General features: G+C 68.7%; 1 protein-coding gene. It reads left to right on the top strand.

Annotation, left to right across the window (positions count from 1 at the left end; genetic code table 11):
- A partial coding sequence (locus tag ABZT03_RS44485) for a helicase associated domain-containing protein (RefSeq protein WP_356050044.1) occupies window positions 1-1,141 on the top strand: 1,141 nt, incomplete at its 5' end.
- Window positions 1,142-1,444: the final 303 nt, after the last annotated feature.

Genomic DNA, 1,444 nt, shown 5'->3' with positions numbered 1-1,444 from the left:
CTTCAATACCCTCGACGACTCCGGTGCCGCCGACTGGCTGTGGCACCAGTGCGCCACGTACGACGAGCTCAGCGAGGAGCAGCGGCAACTCCTCACCGACCTCGGCATCACCACCGAGGTAGCCCGCAGCGCCCTGGACCACGCACGTACGGCCCCGAAGAGGCCGGCGGCGACCCCGGCCCCGGACGTGGAAGACAAGGACGGTAACGCCGGAAGAGCTGCAAGCCCTGCGGCTCTTCCGGGTCGACGCCGCACTCGGCGTGCCACCGAGCCGAAGCGTCCCCGCGAGCCCCGCCGCCACCTCGGGCACCGCCCCGATCTGAGGCCACGCTTCGAGACAGCCCTGGCACACGCCCGCGCCTACGCAGCCGAACACGGCCACCTCGCAGCTCCCCGCGACACCCGGGACGACGGCTATCCGCTGGGGTGGTGGCTGTTCAGCCAGCGCAACCGCGCCAAACAACGCGCCCGCGCCGGACTGCCGCCCTCACCCCACCTGACCGAACTCGCGGCGATCGACCCCTGGTGGAACCCGCCCTGGGACCTGCACTGGCAGCGCAACTACTACCGCGCCCGCAACCACGTCGAAGCGGGCCGCCCCTTCAACCCCGCGGCCCGCATCCCTGCACCGAGCACCGTCTTGGGCAGTTGGATCACCCGGGCCTGCCTCCAGTACGACCAGCTCCACCCCGGCCAGCAGCACCTGTTGAACGCCATCGGCATCACCGCTCAGACAGCTGGCCACTGGCGGCCCGGTCCCCGGCCCCGGTCCCACGCCGAAGCCCTCGCTCATGCCCGTACCTGGGCAGCCGACCACGGCCACCTCTGCCCTGCGATCAAGACCGTCCGCGACGGCTTCCCCCTCGGCAAATGGCTCGACAGCCAACGCCAACTCGCGAAAAAACGCAGCAGCCCCTCCCCCACCCAGCAGGCTCTCGCCACGATCGACCCCTGGTGGAACCCGCCCTGGCCCATCCTGTGGCAACGCGCCTACCAACAGGCCCGCACCCACCCCCGTCACCCCACGACCCGCCACTGGGTCCAAAAACAGCAACGCGGCTGGCTACTCCTCCACCCCGACCAACAACACCTCCTGGTGACCGACGCCCCGACCGGCGGACTCTTCGGCTTCCGCTACTGACCTCCGCCACGCACCACAGCCGAACTCAGCCGCCAGCCCCGATCCCCCGGCGCACCCAGCTCAGGTCCCGCCACTGACAACGGGGCATCGCTTACCAACAATCGTTAGAAGTGACCAAGCCGCAGAACGCATGACCAGACCTGATCAGGAAGCCTGCGACCTGAACAATCACCAGCTGACACCGCGCCACATCACCCTTGACACCCACCATCCCCAGCCGAGGGCCTTACCCCACAGACGAACTACAACTGATCAGCACAGGTCCCAGCCACGACCACTGATCAGAAACACCCACCCTGGACA

This window comes from Streptomyces sp. NPDC005574, from assembly GCF_040605435.1.
GTDB lineage: Bacteria > Actinomycetota > Actinomycetes > Streptomycetales > Streptomycetaceae > Streptomyces.
The sequence above is the reverse complement of the archived record's forward strand: the minus strand, read 5'-3'. Positions and strand labels throughout refer to the sequence as shown.